The organism is Brevibacterium samyangense (genome assembly GCF_039529845.1).
GTDB lineage: Bacteria > Actinomycetota > Actinomycetes > Actinomycetales > Brevibacteriaceae > Brevibacterium > Brevibacterium samyangense.
On record NZ_BAAANO010000045.1, the window covers coordinates 1 to 986 of the forward strand.

Here is a 986-nt window from a genome sequence, read left to right on the forward strand (position 1 = left end):
TTCTCGGCCTTGCCGATCACGTAGGACGAGCCGGAGCCCGAGAAGAAGTCATGGTTCTCATCGGCGTTCGGGGAGAGCGCCGAGAGGATCGCCGGGTTCACGTCCGTGACCGTCGACGGGAACATGGCCTCGTAACCGAGGTTCATGAGGGCCTTGTTCGCGTTGTAGTGGAGGAACTTCTTCACGTCCTCCGCCAGCCCGACCGAGTCGTAGAGATCGTGGGTGTACTGCACCTCGTTCTCGTACAGCTCGAAGAGAAGCTCGAAGGTGTAGTCCTTGAGTTCCTGCTTCTTCTCCTCGGAGAGGGTCTCCAGTCCGCGCTGGAACTTGTACCCGATGTAGTACCCGTGCACCGCCTCGTCACGGATGATGAGGCGGATGAGGTCCGCCGTGTTCGTGAGCTTGGCGTGCGAGGACCAGTACATCGGCAGGTAGAAGCCGGAGTAGAAGAGGAACGACTCGAGGAGGGTCGAAGCGACCTTGCGCTTGAGCGGTTCGTCCCCGCGGTAGTACTTGAGGACGATGTCCGCCTTGCGCTGGAGGTTCTGGTTCTCCGTCGACCACCGGAAGGCGTCGTCGATCTGCTTCGTGTCCGAGAGGGTCGAGAAGATCGACGAGTACGACTTCGCGTGCACCGACTCCATGAACGCGATGTTCGTGTACACCGCTTCCTCGTGCGGGGTGATCGCGTCCGGGATGAGCGAGACCGCACCGACGGTTCCCTGGATGGTGTCGAGCAGGGTGAGTCCGGTGAAGACGCGCATGGTGAGCGTCTTCTCCTCCGGGGTGAGCGTGTTCCACGACTGGATGTCGTTGGACAGCGGCACCTTCTCCGGAAGCCAGAAGTTGGCGGTGAGGCGATCCCACACCTCGGCGTCGACGTCGTCCTGGATACGGTTCCAGTTGATCGCGTCGACGTGGGACACGAGCTTGAGTTTCTCACTCATGAGAGTCGGTTTCTCCTGTTGAACGATGCTGCGTGAGCG

At 60.8% G+C, this 986-nt stretch carries 1 protein-coding gene; it reads right to left on the reverse strand.

The genetic code is table 11. From position 1 onward, the window contains the following. Positions 1-947, reverse strand: a 947-nt coding sequence (gene nrdF, locus ABD172_RS15180; RefSeq protein ID WP_344311047.1) for a class 1b ribonucleoside-diphosphate reductase subunit beta, incomplete at its 3' end; no start/stop codon positions are given. Between the last annotated feature and the right edge of the window lie 39 nt (positions 948-986).